The following is a 15306-nucleotide window of genomic DNA, read 5'->3' as shown; positions in this document are numbered from 1 at the left end:
ACATGACCGATATTATTAATGTCTACGATAACAATCAGATACCTCACCAGGCTGGCGATAACGGTTCTGCACCTGCTCTGGCTGCCACGCCTGTGCTGGACGAACAGCGTGTGGAATTCTGGCCGCAGCACTTTGGCAACATTCCACAGTGGATAACCCTTGAACCGCAGGTCTTTGCGTGGATGGACCGGTTCTGTGCTGACTACAGCGGCGGTATCTGGAGTTTTTATTCTCTCAGCAACGGCGGGGCCTTCATGGTTCCGGAAACGGACAACGATGCCTTCTGGTCGCTGTTCAACACTATGAATGGCAACGCCGCAGACATGAGCGCCGAAGCCGCCGGGATTGCAGTCTGTCTTGTCGCTTACAGTCATCACGCTTGCCGCACGGAATGCGACGCCATGACGGAACATTACTGGCGTCTGCGTGACTATGCGCTGAACCACGCAGAATGCAGCGCCATCATGCGCATTATCGACTGAGCGTCCTGCCATGCCGTATGAACTGTCTCACCTGAATGCCCTGTGGGATGCGCTGGGGAAAACAACGGTCAGGGATGAGGACGGTGACGTTGTGACCGACGACCCCTTCCTGCATTTCCCGACGGGTACCCCTCTCTTCCATATCTGGTCATGGTTTGAATCCCTGCACGACGGGTTCGTCGTTGCCGTGAAACTGTACAACACATCCCCTCCCGACACGTCAACAGACAGGAAAAGCAAATGAATGCCACCACTTGTTCCCCTGATCGCGGGGGAATATCTCCCGCAGCACAGCGTTCCATCAGACGCGCACTGACCTTACTGGAACGCCAGTTACGCGAACCCGGCGAGGCATTCACCTCCAGCCAGTCGGTCCGCGACTGGCTCCGTCTGCAGCTCGCCACGCTGGAGCGTGAAGTCTTCATGGTGCTCTTCCTTGATAACCAGCATCGGCTTATTGCTCATGAAACGCTCTTTACTGGCACCATCAACCATACGCAGGTACATCCCCGTGAAGTGATAAAGGCAGCACTGAAACACAATGCGGCTGCCATCGTACTTTCACACAATCATCCTTCAGGTTATGCGGAACCCGGCCATGCCGACCGACTGCTCACTGACCATCTGAAACAGGCACTTAAACTCGTGGATATCTGCCTGCTGGACCACCTGGTCGTGGGAGGCATGGACATCGTCTCGTTTGCCGAGCGTGGCTGGCTTTAGGGAGAGAATTACGATGAAAATCATCAGCAAACGTCAGGCAATGGCGATATACCGCCAGCATTCTGAGTCCCGGCTGTTTCGTTTCTGTACCGGGAAATATAAGTGGTCCGGCAGTATCTGCCATTACCACGGCAGGGAAGTGCAGGATATCCGGGGTGTGCTGGCCGTGTTTGCTGAACGCCGACAGGACCGCAATGGTCCGTATGTGATCCTGCGCAGCGTCATCCTGAACTGACTTACCGTTAAGGAGTACTTACATGCAGAAAGCAACACGTGTAATCAACCATAACATCACGGAACCCTGGTGGGGCCTCAGACGCAACATCACGCCGTGTTTTGGTGCACGGCTGGTACAGGAAGGTAACCACCTGCATTACCTTGCTGACCGCGCCAGCATTGCCGGGACATTTAATGACGCAGATTTACGCCATCTGGACCAGGTATTTCCGGTACTGATGAAGCAGATGGAGCTTATGCTGGCCAGCAGCGAACTCACGCCCCGCATTCAGCGCTGCATCACGCTCCACGTAAAAGGGCTGATATGTGAGGCCGATACACTCGGCTCCTGCGGTTATTTGTACATCGTAATTTATCCGTCGTCTGCAACAACCGAATAAACCCCGGACGCTTTTCCTTAGTCAAACTAGCCAACAAAGAGCGCAAACCATGCAAATACATTCCCAGTCCCTTCAAAGGGCGGCATCGTCACGTCCGTCGTCAGTCGAAATCTGGCGAAAATTACTGAAGTATCTGCTGAAACAACACTACGGTCTGATGCTGAACGACACACCGTTTGGCAACGACGAAGTGATCCAGAAGCACATTGATGCGGGAATCTCACTGTGTGACGCGGTGAATTTTATCGTGGAAAAGTACGACCTGGTGCGTACTGACCGTCACGGCTTCAGCGTGAAAGAGCAGTCTCCGTTTATCGGCAGCATTGATATGCTCCGCGCCCGGAAGGCTACCGGGCTGATGACCCGCAAGGGATATAAAACCGTTACTGACATCACTGGTGGCAAATTCAGCGGAGGGAAATAATGACGTTAGCCCTGATCGTTGACGGCGCCGTCAACGATCAGTCCCTCAGGCGCCAGTACAACGACTGGCGCTTTTATCAGATCTCCATCAGCTGATACAGATGTTCGCTCAGACAGCGCGTATGGCGGTAACACCTTAACGGAGATATCTGTCTGCAGTAGAAGAGGGTACGGCAGGATGCGGCGAGAACATCGGGGGCCGTATCGTCTGTCAGGAAGGGGCTTAATTCCGGGGCGTTCAGTAAAATGAAACATTTCTCCGGGAGAATGCCACCGGCATTCCCTTTCGGGAAATAACCGCCCAGATACAGTAACACGGCCAGAAGCCGGAACTGTCGGGTGAGTACCGCTTCGGTGTCCCGGTAATGTGCGGCTATCCACAGGCATTCCCGCAGCATAAATCGCCGGGTCCGTCGGGTGAGGTCACCGCCTTTGTCATACCAGTGTTCGGCGATATCCCTGGCAGAGCGAATAGAGCCATCACCTGTTGTCGCAGTTTGCCATGACCGTGCCAGAAGCGTTGAGATATTCATGGGTTAACGTCGCGTCTGCGAAACGGCTGCGGGAGTATTGCGGACACCAGGCAGATAAATATTGCGGGCCAGCTTCAGGAGGAAAAAGACATCGCTCAGGTTGCTCACGCCGGGTACCAGATGGCGAAAGGCTATCCGCGCACGAAAACGCGCCCGGACCGCCTGCCTGTCATTCACCCTGCGCCGGTACAGGCCCAGAAAATGGCGGCTTTCCACCAGTGCATGCCTGACCAGCGCTCGTCTGACAGACCGGTACTGCGTCTGTGTACTGAGTGTCAGAATATCTGCAATCACGTCGCTATAGCTGAACGCGCGGATATCGTAATAATCCGGGCGGTGGGTAATTGACGCCGGGTTATTCGCCCACAGGTAATCCTGTCTGTCAGAGAAATAAAACCGGCCATCTGCGGCGGCAAGCTGTATCGTCCAGAGAATGTCCTTGTGGCTTTTCCCTTCCTGGAATCTCAGGTCATGCTCGCGAATGTACGATGAACGGATTATCTGCAGCCACAGATAATGCGGCCATTCCCTCTGCCTGACGCAATGGCGTATCCACTGCTGACCCGTCAGCGTCTGACCATAAGACTGTCTGCGGTGAACGGTATGCCGCAGATGTCCGCCGCTGTCTGTATGCCGGGCATTGAAAAGGACGACATCGGCCAGTGCTTCGCGGGCTGTGCGCAGCCGCTCCTGCAGAAAATCTGCCGCAACCCGGTCATCCGCATCCAGGAACACCACCCATTCGCCACGGTGAATCGCCAGTGCTGCATTACGGGCAGCATACACCCCCTGATTTTCCTGACGAATGAGAATAAGTCGTTCATCTGTAATGGCGCTGAGTACCGTCCATGTTTCGTCGGTTGAGCCATCATCCACAACAATGATTTCAGTACTGAGCGTTGTTTCGCAAAGCAGTGTATGGACCAGAACCCCGATGCTGTCAGCCGCATTGAAGGCAGGAATGATGACGCTGATATCGATGTTGATTTTCATTGCACTAAGGGAATGTAAACAGAGGGAAGGTTCAGAGTTGTCACCCCATCAGGGGCAATAACCTGCCGGGTAAGAAACATTATCAGGAAGAGCGTTCAGGTGATTTTTGTACAGGTGTGGATACCACTCGTTTTTCTCTGATTTGCTGGTTAACCACCATCAGACAGCCATCGCAAAATTCTTTATCAAGCCCGAATATCCGGTCCAGAATGCTTCTTTTCTTGTTACATCTGGCACATCTTTTCATTCCATCACCTGCTGTCGCATTCCCATGCCGTGCCCGCAGGACAAAAGAAGGGCGCCCACCAGAAGACAGGAAATAAATTAATAAACAATACGTTAAATGAATTGTTGGGAATTTAGCACAGGCACTAGCGTGCCGGATAATTCATTTTGCAGATCAATTTTATAAAATCGATCGGTTTAATCGATCATCTTTTTCACTCTGCTTTACACGCCATCCGTGTGCCTGCATACCCTATCGGAGCGTTCGGTTTGTCGAGCTGTAAAGGATGCTATGCCTGCTGGATAGTCAAACCATTCCCGATAACTGACATCATGTGGAAGAGAAAATATACAAAAATTATTATCGCTTTGAATGGCAGCTATAAGCGAGAAGCGGACCTTCAAATCCGAGCAGGTTCAATTGATTAACCTTGGTTGTCAGTTACGCCATCGTTAACATGAAGCCGATCGAATAATCCCCTGTCCCATTTTTTACAAATACGCAGTGGCAAGAAAGATAGATTCTGGCTCATGACAAGAAGAGTTGTTCATTTGTATAAAGAGACTTCGCCTTCAGGACGCGTTTTGAACCTGCGATGCATCCACAGGTATTGCTCAGGAGCACGGAGAATTTCACGCTCGATGATCTTGTTCATATAAGCCGCTGCGGCGATCTTGTCTTCCCCTGGATAGCCTGACAACGGATTGCTGATATACATGTGATAACCTTTTTTATCGCTACGTCGAATCATGCTAAGTGTGATCAAGTGTGCACCAGCGAGTTTTGACAGAGCATACGTTCCGTTCGTCGTGGCTGCTTTTTTTACCGAGAAAAAAGGTGCAAAAACGCTTCCTTTAGACCCATAATCCTGGTCTGGTGCAAACCAAACGGCTTCACCTGCTTTTAGCGCATGAACAAAACCTGATAAATTACGTCGATTAATCATAGCCTTATTTGAACGCATACGCCCTTTTGTCTGTACCCATTCCATTAATGGATCATTGTGTGGGCGATACGTTGCCATCATAGGATGGCATAACCCCATTACTCTTCCACACAACTCAAGGGACATAAAATGAATCCCGACGACCATTACTCCTCTTGTCGCACCGGTCAGGTTTTCAAGCCCTTCGACATCAAACCATTTTTTGACTCTCGCATCGCTCCAGAACCAGGCCATTCCTGTTTCCATCAGTCCCAGCCCGAGAGAAACAAAGTTTTTATTGACCATCTGGCTCCGGGCAAACGGTGTCATCTCGGGAAAGCACAGTTCGATATTTCTAATCGCAATCCGTTCCCGGCGTTTCAGAAAGGGTCTGGAAATTTTTCCAAGGCCAGAGCCCAGAATATGTAAAATCGGGTAAGGAAGTTGAACGAGAAGCCACAGCAGACCCAAACCAGACCAGGTAAGCCAGTGGCGAGGATGAAGTAAATTATGAGTAAAAGTCTGTGCCATAAATTTCCTTAATGCTAATGAAGGTTATAACGCAAAAGGAAAACAATGAGGCAATTCGTCTTTAGCGATACATTTTGTTTTAGATAATTTAAATTCATCTAAATTCAGGAAAAAATATTTTCCAATGACTGGAGAATAATTTAAAGAGCCAGGGGTGAATTGTAAGCCAGAAAATTTATTCTGTTATAAATCCATGGTTTTATCATTGATACTCAAGGAATTGTCTTCTTGATTCATCATCATCAAGGTACTCAAAAGAAAGAAGCCGAATTTTGGTAAGTTTATAAAACCACTCACAATCGTTTCGTTGAATAATTTCGCCTGGTTTGAAACATATCCCGGATGCCACCCGAATAATCGCATATTTACCATTACTAAACCTGACCCGGTGAATACAGAAAGGTTGGCCAGGCTGTCCGTGACAGCTGTTCGACATGATATGCCCTTCAATAAAAACAGATTTTTTAGATTTCATTATCATACCCTCGACAACAGCAGTACAGGAGGAATGTTGTCATTTTCCGACATCACTGACGTTAAGTGGCAGAAGCTGATCAGCCGCCGATACACCAGCATTCTGAAGGTCTGAACAACAGTCCGCAGGCAGGGCACTCAAGAACCGCATCTTTTCTTAGTTTACCTGCTTTCTGATCGGCTCTGTGTGCACATACCGGGCAGGCAACATGAACCGGTCTTTCTTTAAAATACCTGAGCCCATTTGTATAAGACATAAATAATTCTCTGAGGAATACAGTAATTATTATACGCTTTAATATAAAAATAACTGGCATAAGTTATGTTAAGTTGTGTCTGAATCAGGATATCAGATATTGAAAATTGAACGTCTTATTTATGATACACTACCCTTCCGTGAGAAATTTAAGATGAAATCAGAAGACACCCTTGACTGGTATCCGGCACAACTACCGCCTGTGAAAATTATTCTTGGCGAAGCCGTGCTGGCTGTGGGTAAACAGGGCCGACCGATTAATACCCGCACCTTGCTGGAATACCTTCAGGTCATGCAGGACAAACAAAAAAGGCGGGATGACAAAATCGCCATGCAGACTGCGATTGATGTTCTCAGGGATAATCAGCGCATTAACGGCAGACGTTAATGCACCTCCGGGATCAGTGTCAGTTCTGAATGATCTCAACCGTATGGTTTTGTCCATCATCCTTCAGCGGTATTCTGTCATCAGGGAGGAGAACACCATCCAGCGTCACGCAATATTCTGCATCGCCGCGTGAAACACTAATCTGATAATGGCTTTCACCATATTGATATGCCATAGAAAAAGACGACCACTCATCCGGTAACCTGGCATGAACACTAAAGTCAGTGCCGGAACGTTTTATCCCCAGTAATTCCTCGGTAAGTAAACGCCAGGCCCAGCCTGCGGAACCGGTATACCAGCTCCACCCTGCACGTCCGGTATGGGGAGCGACGCTGTAGACATCAGCACTCATGACATAAGGCTCAGCTTTATAAATCCCGACAGAGTCCGCATTCAGGGTATGATTTATAGGGTTGAGCATTGACCAGAGTTGCCAGGCTCGTCCGGCATTCCCCATTCGGGCAAAGGCCATCACTGCCCAGATGGCGCCATGCGTATACTGCCCTCCGTTTTCCCGCACGCCGGGCAGGTACCCCTGTATGTAGCCCGGATTTGGACCGTGTCCGTCGAAAGGAGGCGTTAACAGTTTGATCAGCCCTCCTTCGTTATCCACAAGGTGCTTATCCAGCGCCTGCATGGCCTTTGCGCACCGTCCCGGGCTCGCGGCGCCGGACAATACAGACCAGCTCTGCGCAATCGCATCAATCCGGCAGTCCTGTGAGGTTTTCGATCCCAGGGGAGTACCATCGTCAAAATACCCGCGCCGGTACCATTCCCCATCCCAGGCGTGGGCTTCGAGATTACTTTGCAGGCGCAGAGCCTGTGAACGGCACATCGCGGCGACGCTTTCATCCAGCCTGCGCTCCGCCAGCGCTGCAAACCGCTGCAAAATGTCGTACAGGAAGAAGCCCAGCCAGACGCTTTCACCTTTGCCTTCGATACCCACCCGGTTCATCCCGTCATTCCAGTCACCAGCCCCCATCAGCGGCAGGCCATGCTCCCCGAAGCGAAGTCCATAGTGAATAGCTTTGACGCAGTGTAACCAGAGTGTCTCTTCGGTGCCGCTGATGACCGGCGTGTCATAGACAGACTCTTCACCAGGCTGAAGCGAGCGTCCCTCCAGATAAGGAATGCGTATTTCCAGTGCATCCATATCCCCCGTCGTTTCAACATAGTGGCAAACAGCAAGCGGCAGCCAAAGATAGTCATCGGAACAGCGGGTACGCACACCGTTGCCGTGTGGCGGGTGCCACCAGTGCTGCACATCCCCCTCGATAAACTGCCGTGATGCACAGAGTATTATCTGTTCACGCATCCGGTCCGGAGCAGCGTGGCTCAGAGCCAGCGTATCCTGCAGCTGATCGCGAAAACCAAATGCACCGCCAGACTGATAGTAGCCACTCCGGGCCATAAGACGGCAGGCGACCGTCTGATACAACAGCCAGCCATTAACCAGTAAATTTACGGACGTGTCGGGGGTGTTAACTACGATTTTATCGAGAACATTGTGCCAGTGATTATGAATCCGGTTCAGCTCCTGGCGGACCGTATCCTCGTTCATGTAGCGGGCCAGCGTCTCCTGAGCACAGACATCATTCTCCTCTGCGCCGAGGATAAAAATAAACGTCCTCTGGTCCCCGTCAATTAATGTAACCGCCGATTGCACCGCTCCGCAGGGATCCAGACCGGCCCCCGTCTTACCAGAAAGCTTTTGCAGTTTCATAGCCGAAGGGGCGTGAAGGGAACCATTACGGCCAATAAACTCCCGGCGGTCCCCTGTCAGAGAACAGTCATTACCGCTGACGGCAAAAAATGTAGTTCGGCCGCCACCATTATCACCATAAAAGTTATTCGCAAGTATCCCGCAGCCGCCGGGCGTTCTGGCCACATGTGTCACAATGTGAGGGGCTGAGCGCGTTCGTGTTTCTCCGAGCGTCCACTCTACATAGCCTGTGACGGAAAGTTGACGTGTCCGTCCCGAAGAGTTACTGAGCGTCAGGAGCACCAGTTTAACCGGATCTTCTTCAGCAACCAGGACCGTCAACTCGCTGTCTATACCACTCTCACGATGGGCAAAAACGCTGTAGCCAAAACCATGGCGGGTCAGGTAATCACCGTGTCCGCGAACAGGTAAAGCCGTCGGCGACCAGCACTCCCCGCTCTCTTCATCGCGCAGGTAAAATGCCTCGCCGCTGCGATCGCTCACCGGATCGTTCTCCCACGGCGTCAACCGGTATTCATGGGCATTCTCATACCAGGTATAGGCCTGCCCTGCCTCTGAGATCACACTGCCAAAACGAGAATTTGCCAGTATGTTCGACCAGGGAGCCGGTGTAAGCGCATTTTCCCGAAGGACGATCTGATACTCCCGCCCATCCTGAGAAAATCCACCGTACCCATTGAAATGGCATAACTGACTGGTATCAGGGCTCCAGTCCGTATGTTGATTACGCTCGCGCACAGCACGCGGAATGAATGCCCTTGCCGGCGATTTCAGGGTATGAATACGCTGGTTAAGCTGCTCATTAATACCCCCTGCGCGGTCATCAAGATAAAGACAGGCCACGCTCATCAAAAGCAACTTATCCTCAGCGGAGAGATGCTCACCGTTGCGGACAAAAAGCCCGCCCTTTTTATCCAGCAGACTGGCTTCAGACCCGGCATAAATTAACTCCATAATCTGATTTTGTAATCCCTGCTGGTAGCCGCCGGGGCTGTTATTCAGGATAACTAAATCAACATCCAGCCCTTTCTGTCTCCAGTAACGGTGTGCCTGAATCAGTGTGGTCACTGAGGTGATACTTTCCTCGCTGGTTATAGTCAGCAGCACTATCGGCAGATCCCCTGAAATTGCCCAGCCCCACAGTCCGGACTGGCCACGCCGGTTGCGGCCGATCGCCTGGCCTTCGGCGCGCAGCTCCTGGACAGGGTAAAGCACAGCGCTGGCGAGACTATTGAACAACGTGGCATCATCTTCACTGGCGTTCATCTGGCGCAATACCACCAGACTGTGAGACCAGGCCAGTTCAAAGACGCGATCGGCGATAGGGTAATCGCGATATTTCTCCAGCAACGCCAGGCTCTGCTGACGGGTCTCGCTGATGCCATAAATGATATCAATCGTAACCGGCTGCCCCGGCTGCAGAATAATGGCGTTGCGAATTGCCAGTATCGGATCCAGCACCGAGCCCGACGTGTTGCCTAGCATCCCTCCCGTCTCTATTGCCTGTGCATTCGCAGGGTTTCTGCCACGTCCAATAAACCTTGCCCTGTCCGTTTCAAACGACACGTTATGTCGGTTATCGCCGTGCACCACCATCATGTGAAACAGGCAAGGGCCCGGTTCATCCGGTGAGCGCGGGCGCCGGTGGCAAAGAATAGCGTCACGCTCAGGAGCCAGCTCAGTCTGAATAAACAAATTGCTGAATGCCGGGTGTGCCAGATCGCTGGCATCAGGTGCCAGTACCACTTCAGCATAGGTTGTCAGCTCCAGAGAGCGAGGCTTGCGACCACGATGAATCAGTGTGAGCCGTCGCAATTCAACATCATCCTCCGGAGAGATCACCACCTGAGTTTTGACGCTGAGTCCCCCTAAGCTGCGTCTGAATTCTGCCCCCGCATCGGTGAACAACACTTCCTCGTCTTGTCCGCTGGTGTAGCCTGTTGGTTGCCAGGTATTGCTCCACACATCTCCCGTCTGGATATCGCGGATGTAGCAGAATGCTCCCCAGTTATCACGGGTGGTATCACTGCGCCAGCGCGTTAGTGCAATATCATTCCAGCGACTGTAACCGCCGCCGCCCGCGGTCAACATCAGATGATAATGGCCGTTGGACAGGAGTTGAATATCCGGGGCGGGGGTATCCACGCTATAGAAAATACGGGGTTCATAGCGAACGGGTTTGACCATGCCCTCATGAGATTCAAAATGACGGCGCGGACTGTACAGATCGACCGCATCCGGCACGCGCTCCTGTAACAGCAGACTCGCTGACCGGAATACCGTACTGGACATAAAGCGTTCAGTCATGGGGGCATCAAGCAGCACATGAGCCAGCGCCTGAAATGCCATACCCTGGTGATGCGCCATCCAGGACTGTACCACCGCATAGAGCTGACCGGTTGCAAGACGTGAGGGGGTATAGTCCAGCGCTTCATAAAAACCGTATTCTCCGCATGCACCATTTTTTTGCAGCCTGAACAGGTTCTCACAGGCTTTCTGCGGGGAAACCATCAGCGCCAGCAGCGTGGCGTAAGGAGCGACAACCATGTCATCGGCAAGTCCCCTGCGTAGACCGAGCCCCGGTACGCCAAATGCCTGATACTGATAATTATGCTGAACATCAAAAGCATGATAGCCAGACTCTGAAACACCCCATGGTACCCCGCGTTCTTTCCCCCAGTGAATCTGGCGCATAACCGCCGACTGACTCATTTCATCGAGCAGGCTGCCGGGCCAGGTGGGCATCACCAGATTCGGCATCAGATATTCAAACATGGATCCGCTCCATGACATCAGGGCAGTTTCATTATCAATCGTGGTAAACAATCGACCCAGCGCGTACCAGCTTTTAAGAGGCAGCTGATTAGTCGCAATGGCAAGAAAACTGGTCAGGCGGATTTCAGACGGCAGGAGATCGTAGTGGCTCTTGTCAGGCATATTGGTGTCACAGTTATAACCGACGCTGAGCAGACTGGTTGCTTCACTGTACAGAAAGGCGAAATCCATCCGGGCATGCTCATCCAGCCGCTGTTCCAGCTCGGTGATAATATTGAGTCGCATTCGGGCCTGCTCCGCCACTGACGCCGGAGGCGTTCCTGTACCGGTTAATGTCGGACGGGCAAGCTCGCTCAGCGTCGGCAGCATCTGTTCATTCCAGGATGCAGGCAACCAGCCAAGCAACAGAGACCACTCATGGCAAAGCTGAACCAGTTGATGCTCCAGATGTCCAGCCCAGCGCATCTGAAGAGGAGATCCCTGATGACATGCGCTGGTCAGATGGTTGCACTGGGTGCGCATGCTTTTCAGTTCGCTGAAAAGCGCCTGCGGAGAGAGCGACACCGCGTTCAGGCAATGCTTGCGCAGCAGTCTCAGGCTGTCAGGTGGGTTCTTACCCCACTGTTTTTCCAGAATATCCAGCGTATCGTTCAGTCCTGCCAGTATCTGTTGGTTGCTTAAAACAGGCTGATGACGCATGGCGGACAGGCCTGCACGCAGGGTCAATAAATGCCCGGCCATATTGCCGCTGTCGACGCTGGAGATATAGCGTGGACTGAGGGGGACCAGCGTACGGGTGTCATACCAGTTGTAGAGATGGCCCCGGTAGTGCTCCATTTTATCCATCGTGTCGAGCGTGAGCGACACGCGCCGGAGCACCTCTCCGCCAGGCAGGTAGCCAAAGTCCCATGCCGTCAGGTTAGCCATAAGTGAAAGACCAATATTGGTAGGAGAAGTTCGGTGTGCCACCGTCGGTTGTGGTATTTCCTGATAATTATCAGGCGGAAGCCAGTTCTCTTTTGCTGTGGCAAATGTTTCAAAAAAAGCCCAGATTTCACGGCTTGTCTGGCGTAACAGCTGTTTTTGTTCCTGATTAGGCGAAAAAACCTTTCGCACGGGCTGGCGACTCAGCCAGCTCATCAGCAGCGGTGCCACACACCATACCAAACCGATCGGTAACGCAATCCCCAGCAGCTGTGGGGCAAATTGTCCGGTCAGTATTGTCAGCGCCACGCCACCGGCAGCGTTCAGCCACATCGCCTGATAAAAACGTGCAACAGTGGGTCTGGCCTGACTGCTGTCCTGGCTGTGGCTGACCCACTGGCTGAGGTGACGCCTGCTTATCCCCAGTCGCCATAGCGTCACGGCGATCGCTTTCAGCGAATATCCGGCTTCGTGCGGCAGTATCGCAAAATTAAGGCTGATACCTGACAGACGCTTTAGCACGCCCGCCCCCACCAGTAACAGATGCGGCTTCACGCGGCGACGCAGAGGTTTATGCAGAAGGTCGTGGCTAATGCAGAGGATGGCTGGCAACAACCATATCAGCAACAGTATGCCCAGCCAGTAAACCGGATTGGGTACCCAAAGCAGAGTGAAGAACAGCAATATCAGTAAGGAGGGGGCGACCAGACTGCGACGTAGATTATCGAGTAATTTCCAGTAAGAAAGCGCGGTCAGCGGATTCCTGACCCGGGTTCCATCGGCTTTTCTGACGCGTGGTTTTAGCCAGTTAAGCAGTTGCCAGTCACCCCGGATCCAGCGTGAACGTCGTGCAACATCCGACAGATAATTATTAGGGTACTGTTCGTACAGTAACACCTCGCTCAGCAGACCCGAACGTGCATAGCATCCTTCAAGCAGATCGTGGCTGAGTACCAGATTTTCCGGGCAGATGTTCGTAGTGGCCTGCATAAAAATATCAACATCGTAAATCCCTTTGCCCACAAACGAGCCTTCCCCAAAGAGATCCTGATAAATATCCGAAGACATCATCGAATAAGGGTTATTGCCCGGTACGCTGCTGCGCAGGGCTGCGTAACGCCCCTGACCGTTGCGTGGTATCTCCTCCGCAAGACCGGGCTGTAAAATACCGAATCCTTTGACAACCCTCTGGCGTACCGGATCATACTCAGGCGTATTCAGCGGATGCGCCATCGTCGCGACGAGTTTGTGTGCCGTATCGCGCGGGAGCACCGTATCGCTGTCCAGGGTAATGACGTATTTTATGTGACCCGGTAAAAGGTGGGCAGGCATCTCTGCAACGCTGACGAATTGCGTTCCGGGATGGCGCAACCAGCTGTTCAGTAACGCCAGTTTTCCCCGCTTGCGTTCATAGCCCATCCACGCGCCTTCCGAGGGGTTCCATTCAGGCTGGCGATGTAACAGATAAAAACGTGGTCGGCCGGAGGGGTAGCGGCGATTAAGCGCCTGCGTATCGGCGATAGCCTGTCTGAGCAGCGCGTGACTTTCCGGCGAGGGTTCATTTTCAGAATCAGCAAAATCAGTGAGCAGCGCGAACCTGAGATTTTCGTTTTCATTCCCCAACCAGCAGACTTCAAGACTGGTGAGGAGCTGGCTGAAACTTTCGTGGCTGGTCAACATGCAGGGAATGACTAACATGGTGGCACTGTCAGCGGGAATACCGGCTGAAAAATCCATCCCCGGCAAGGGTCGAGGAACGCGAAAACGGGTGGTTGCATCACTGAGCAAATCGCTCATTAACTGAGTTAATGCGATAATCAGAGGTAATATCACCGCGATCAATAGCCAGTCTGCGCCCTGCATGGCGGTTTCGTGCAATATTGCTGCGGTCGCTGCGGTTGTCAGCAACGCCAGGCTTCCAAGCCATGACAGCAGGGTTATTCTGTTGAAACTGTGCCGCAAGCGTATGAGCCTTGAGGCGTCTGCCAGGAGATGAATATCCAGCGCCTGTCGACCTTCGCCCGCAAGATAATAACCAACATGATGTTCCGGTGTATCAGGCGCTTTTTCCTCTGAAAACGCCAGCGCCTTCTCAGCAACCTCAGGCTCGCTGAGACCGCTGTCTCTGGCCAGAACCTCAACTACGTGCCGGTAATGATCCCGGGTATTGAAATGCATCCGGGGATAGATGCCGGCAGGATCATTGCGTAATGCCTGTTCGACAACGCTTATCGTTTCGGCGAAATCAGCCCAGTCCGTTTCACTCAATAAACGCAGGCCCGCGATGCTGTTACTGACGGACAGCTGGCTGGCGGCAAGCTGCTGATTGAAACTATGTATGAGAACATCAGTGGTGATCCCCTGTTCCCGAAGGCACTGATCAACCCAGGTCAGAGGTAACGACAGCGCGTTGCCATGCCCCTGCAGGCGCCGCACCAGCTCTGCGACAAACGCACTGGTTAACGGAGGTCGGGAGCGCGCCATATCGGCAACCACCATGATTAAATCACCAGGCGCACTCTCTGCACATTCGACAATCCTTGTTATCCACGTATCAGCAAGGTTTCTGTCCTGCTGCGCTTTTATCACTTCCATACTGATACGACGAAGATTTTCAATCAGCGCAAGGCGCAGCATTCCCGGTAACGCCCAGACTTCACCCAGCGTCAGCGGCGTCACTTGTTGATAGGCAGTGAGATAGCTGGTCAGGCTGGCGGCATCCCAGCGGCCATCGCCGTGAGCAATGGCCTCTGATGCAACATGATAAATTCGTGGGCAATTCAACGGCGATACCAGCGACGGAAGACCTTTGCCAAAGCTTTTCGGCAGATGCTGGCGGACAGTGCGGATTTGTTCTTCAATCAGATAATAATTGTCCAGCAGCCATTCACCGGCGGGCATGATACTGGTCTTTTTACCCGCGTTAAGCTCATAGCAGTTTTGGGTAATGACGGCCTCATTGTCGCCAAGCCGTTTCAGAAGATAATAAGGATGCTTATCCGGTGATACTTTATGAGTCCGCGCCAGCTTCTGGCCGTAGCGTTCCATCTGGACGGTCGAAAAGAGTTCTGACCGCGGCGAGCTTTCACCGGCAGGATCGTTCGCCGAAAACGTTATGTTTTCGGCAGCATTAATCAGAATACGGGAGCGGTTAAACCACGCTCTGGGGATCATTTTCATAGCATTGCTCTGATGCGACGTTAGCGCGCAGGAGCAGTTGCGAAATCAGTTCAGAAACGTTCTCTCAGGATGGGCGTCAGGCATCAGGGATTTAACAGCTGCCGGAATCTAACATAAGTATGGGACATGAGCT

At 52.3% G+C, this 15306-nt stretch carries 13 protein-coding genes; 7 read left to right on the top strand and 6 right to left on the bottom strand.

Annotated elements, in window-relative coordinates; all coding sequences use genetic code 11:
* Positions 1–2 precede the first annotated feature (2 nt).
* Genes AC3ITF_RS05505 through AC3ITF_RS05480 form a run of 6 tightly spaced genes read left to right on the top strand, consistent with a single transcriptional unit; the run spans position 3 to position 2246 of the window.
* The gene (locus AC3ITF_RS05505; RefSeq protein WP_146717345.1) at positions 3–482 is read left to right on the top strand and encodes an antirestriction protein; all 480 of its coding nucleotides are present in this window, start codon (positions 3–5) and stop codon (positions 480–482) included.
* A 10-nt stretch (positions 483–492) separates the two neighbouring features.
* Positions 493–726 carry a hypothetical protein gene (locus AC3ITF_RS05500; RefSeq protein ID WP_111965509.1) on the top strand — a complete coding sequence of 78 codons (234 nt, stop codon included), beginning with the start codon at positions 493–495 and terminating at the stop codon, positions 724–726.
* A complete protein-coding gene (gene radC, locus AC3ITF_RS05495) occupies positions 723–1205 on the top strand; it encodes a RadC family protein (RefSeq protein ID WP_146717346.1) in 483 nt (160 codons plus the stop codon). Before AC3ITF_RS05500 ends, radC begins: the two co-directional genes overlap by 4 nt.
* Positions 1206–1218: 13 nt before the next feature.
* Positions 1219–1440, top strand: coding sequence for a DUF987 domain-containing protein (locus tag AC3ITF_RS05490; RefSeq protein WP_032755299.1), 222 nt, complete (start codon positions 1219–1221; stop codon positions 1438–1440).
* 22 nt (positions 1441–1462) lie between these two features.
* Positions 1463–1822 carry a type IV toxin-antitoxin system YeeU family antitoxin gene (locus AC3ITF_RS05485; protein ID WP_146717347.1) on the top strand — a complete coding sequence of 120 codons (360 nt, stop codon included), beginning with the start codon at positions 1463–1465 and terminating at the stop codon, positions 1820–1822.
* Positions 1823–1871: 49 nt separating this feature from the next.
* Positions 1872–2246 carry a TA system toxin CbtA family protein gene (locus AC3ITF_RS05480; protein ID WP_146717348.1) on the top strand — a complete coding sequence of 125 codons (375 nt, stop codon included), beginning with the start codon at positions 1872–1874 and terminating at the stop codon, positions 2244–2246.
* Positions 2247–2322: 76 nt separating this feature from the next.
* On the opposite strand, the gene AC3ITF_RS05475 is transcribed toward AC3ITF_RS05480, so the two are convergent.
* The 5 genes from AC3ITF_RS05475 to AC3ITF_RS05455 all read right to left on the bottom strand — a co-directional run bounded on the left by AC3ITF_RS05475 (position 2323) and on the right by AC3ITF_RS05455 (position 6184).
* Positions 2323–2778, bottom strand: a complete 456-nt coding sequence (locus AC3ITF_RS05475; RefSeq protein WP_228758155.1) for a hypothetical protein — start codon at positions 2776–2778, stop codon at positions 2323–2325.
* Positions 2779–2781: 3 nt separating this feature from the next.
* Positions 2782–3771: a glycosyltransferase gene (locus AC3ITF_RS05470; RefSeq protein ID WP_146717349.1), complete on the bottom strand. Its 990-nt coding sequence runs from the start codon at positions 3769–3771 to the stop codon at positions 2782–2784.
* 773 nt (positions 3772–4544) lie between these two features.
* Positions 4545–5453 (bottom strand): kdo(2)-lipid IV(A) palmitoleoyltransferase, encoded by a 909-nt coding sequence (gene lpxP, locus AC3ITF_RS05465; RefSeq protein ID WP_024274585.1) that lies wholly within the window; start codon positions 5451–5453, stop codon positions 4545–4547.
* 202 nt (positions 5454–5655) lie between these two features.
* Positions 5656–5928, bottom strand: a complete 273-nt coding sequence (locus AC3ITF_RS05460) for a hypothetical protein (RefSeq protein WP_016247220.1) — start codon at positions 5926–5928, stop codon at positions 5656–5658.
* A gap of 79 nt (positions 5929–6007) precedes the next feature.
* Complete coding sequence (locus AC3ITF_RS05455; RefSeq protein WP_213076229.1) at positions 6008–6184, bottom strand: YnfU family zinc-binding protein; 177 nt, start codon at positions 6182–6184, stop codon at positions 6008–6010.
* A gap of 153 nt (positions 6185–6337) precedes the next feature.
* On the opposite strand from AC3ITF_RS05455, the gene AC3ITF_RS05450 reads away from it, so the two are divergent.
* Positions 6338–6571, top strand: coding sequence for a hypothetical protein (locus AC3ITF_RS05450; RefSeq protein WP_004132711.1), 234 nt, complete (start codon positions 6338–6340; stop codon positions 6569–6571).
* A 19-nt stretch (positions 6572–6590) separates the two neighbouring features.
* Here the strand turns inward: AC3ITF_RS05450 and AC3ITF_RS05445 are convergent, their stop codons facing one another.
* The gene (locus AC3ITF_RS05445) at positions 6591–15173 is read right to left on the bottom strand and encodes a GH36-type glycosyl hydrolase domain-containing protein (protein WP_146717350.1); all 8583 of its coding nucleotides are present in this window, start codon (positions 15171–15173) and stop codon (positions 6591–6593) included.
* Positions 15174–15306: the final 133 nt, after the last annotated feature.

The sequence above is a fragment of the Citrobacter sp. KH_055_1 genome (assembly GCF_057838705.1).
The sequence above is the reverse complement of the archived record's forward strand: the minus strand, read 5'-3'. Positions and strand labels throughout refer to the sequence as shown.

Excerpts from the sequence above, each read along its gene's own strand:
- AC3ITF_RS05475 (WP_228758155.1), bottom strand. The coding sequence starts at position 2,778 with ATGAATATCTCAACGCTTCTGGCACGGTCATGGCAAACTGCGACAACA.
- radC (WP_146717346.1), top strand. The coding sequence starts at position 723 with ATGAATGCCACCACTTGTTCCCCTGATCGCGGGGGAATATCTCCCGCA.
- AC3ITF_RS05490 (WP_032755299.1), top strand. The coding sequence starts at position 1,219 with ATGAAAATCATCAGCAAACGTCAGGCAATGGCGATATACCGCCAGCAT.
- lpxP (WP_024274585.1), bottom strand. The coding sequence starts at position 5,453 with ATGGCACAGACTTTTACTCATAATTTACTTCATCCTCGCCACTGGCTT.
- AC3ITF_RS05480 (WP_146717348.1), top strand. The coding sequence starts at position 1,872 with ATGCAAATACATTCCCAGTCCCTTCAAAGGGCGGCATCGTCACGTCCG.
- AC3ITF_RS05450 (WP_004132711.1), top strand. The coding sequence starts at position 6,338 with ATGAAATCAGAAGACACCCTTGACTGGTATCCGGCACAACTACCGCCT.
- AC3ITF_RS05460 (WP_016247220.1), bottom strand. The coding sequence starts at position 5,928 with ATGAAATCTAAAAAATCTGTTTTTATTGAAGGGCATATCATGTCGAAC.
- AC3ITF_RS05455 (WP_213076229.1), bottom strand. The coding sequence starts at position 6,184 with ATGTCTTATACAAATGGGCTCAGGTATTTTAAAGAAAGACCGGTTCAT.
- AC3ITF_RS05500 (WP_111965509.1), top strand. The coding sequence starts at position 493 with ATGCCGTATGAACTGTCTCACCTGAATGCCCTGTGGGATGCGCTGGGG.
- AC3ITF_RS05445 (WP_146717350.1), bottom strand. The coding sequence starts at position 15,173 with ATGAAAATGATCCCCAGAGCGTGGTTTAACCGCTCCCGTATTCTGATT.
- AC3ITF_RS05485 (WP_146717347.1), top strand. The coding sequence starts at position 1,463 with ATGCAGAAAGCAACACGTGTAATCAACCATAACATCACGGAACCCTGG.
- AC3ITF_RS05505 (WP_146717345.1), top strand. The coding sequence starts at position 3 with ATGACCGATATTATTAATGTCTACGATAACAATCAGATACCTCACCAG.
- AC3ITF_RS05470 (WP_146717349.1), bottom strand. The coding sequence starts at position 3,771 with ATGAAAATCAACATCGATATCAGCGTCATCATTCCTGCCTTCAATGCG.